Source organism: Burkholderia sp. Ac-20392 (assembly GCF_017104585.1).
In the GTDB taxonomy this organism is placed as follows: domain Bacteria; phylum Pseudomonadota; class Gammaproteobacteria; order Burkholderiales; family Burkholderiaceae; genus Burkholderia; species Burkholderia lata.
Genome location: NZ_JAAGPB010001062.1, coordinates 1 through 851 on the forward strand (window position 1 = coordinate 1; position 851 = coordinate 851).

Consider the following 851-nt stretch of genomic DNA (forward strand, 5'->3'; position numbering starts at 1 on the left):
TGGCTCCGCCGTGCGGCAACTCGTCGAGCGCGCGTTTGCGCAAGGCGCGGCGCCGATGCGCGTCGCGTTCGAGATCGCGGGCGTCGAGGCCGTCAAGGAAGCCGTGCGGGCCGGGATGGGCGTCGGGTTCGTGTCCGCCATGTCGCTGCGTCACGACGATGCCGCGCTCGTCCTGCGCTCGCTCGCACCGGCGCCGCTCACGCGTCACTTCTCCATCCTCGTGCCGCACGGCGGCGCGCCGTCGCGGGTCGCCGCCCAATTCCTCGAAATGAGCCTCGCACACGACATCGCCTGAGCGGCCGAACCCGGCCCGGGAACGCGCGATGCTTGCCGTCAGGCGCGCGTTTGCGTCGTGCCCCGTCTTAGGGATTTCCTCTATGGCGTGGGTCTGACACGAAGCGCACCATCCGTCTCAAGCAAATGGAACCGGTTCCATTCCGGGGAAAAAGGGCAAAATGACAGACATCGTGATCGTGGCGAGCGCATTCGGGATGGACCGCGTGCGTCAGGAGGGCCACAGCGCATTCATCGCGACCGCGGCGGCATCCGGTGCGACCGGCTTCGAGGTGCGGCGCGAACTGTTCGCGTCGGAAGCGGAAGCCGCGCCTGGCGCGCTGGCTGCGCTCGGCGCGCAACTGGCCAGCCACGGGTTGTGGTCGGTGTTTTCGACGCCGGCCAACCTGTACACGGAAACGGGTGCGCTCGATGCGGACGCATTGCGCAGCGCGCTGGCCGAAGCCGACGCGCTCGGCGCGCGCTTCGTGAAATTCCAGCTCGGCGGCTTTGCCGGTGACGCGCACGCGGCCGACATCGTCGCGCTGTCGCGCGGCGCACGGGCCCGCGTGGTGGTC

Annotated in this window: 1 protein-coding gene and 1 pseudogene; both read left to right on the plus strand. The window is 69.6% G+C overall.

Annotated features, from left to right (window positions below; translation table 11 throughout):
- Positions 1–295 (plus strand): LysR substrate-binding domain-containing protein (locus tag G3N99_RS40780; protein WP_241012104.1); only part of this gene is annotated, 295 nt, incomplete at its 5' end.
- 160 nt (positions 296–455) lie between these two features.
- Positions 456–851 (plus strand): annotated as a pseudogene (locus tag G3N99_RS40785) (sugar phosphate isomerase/epimerase); the annotation flags it as partial.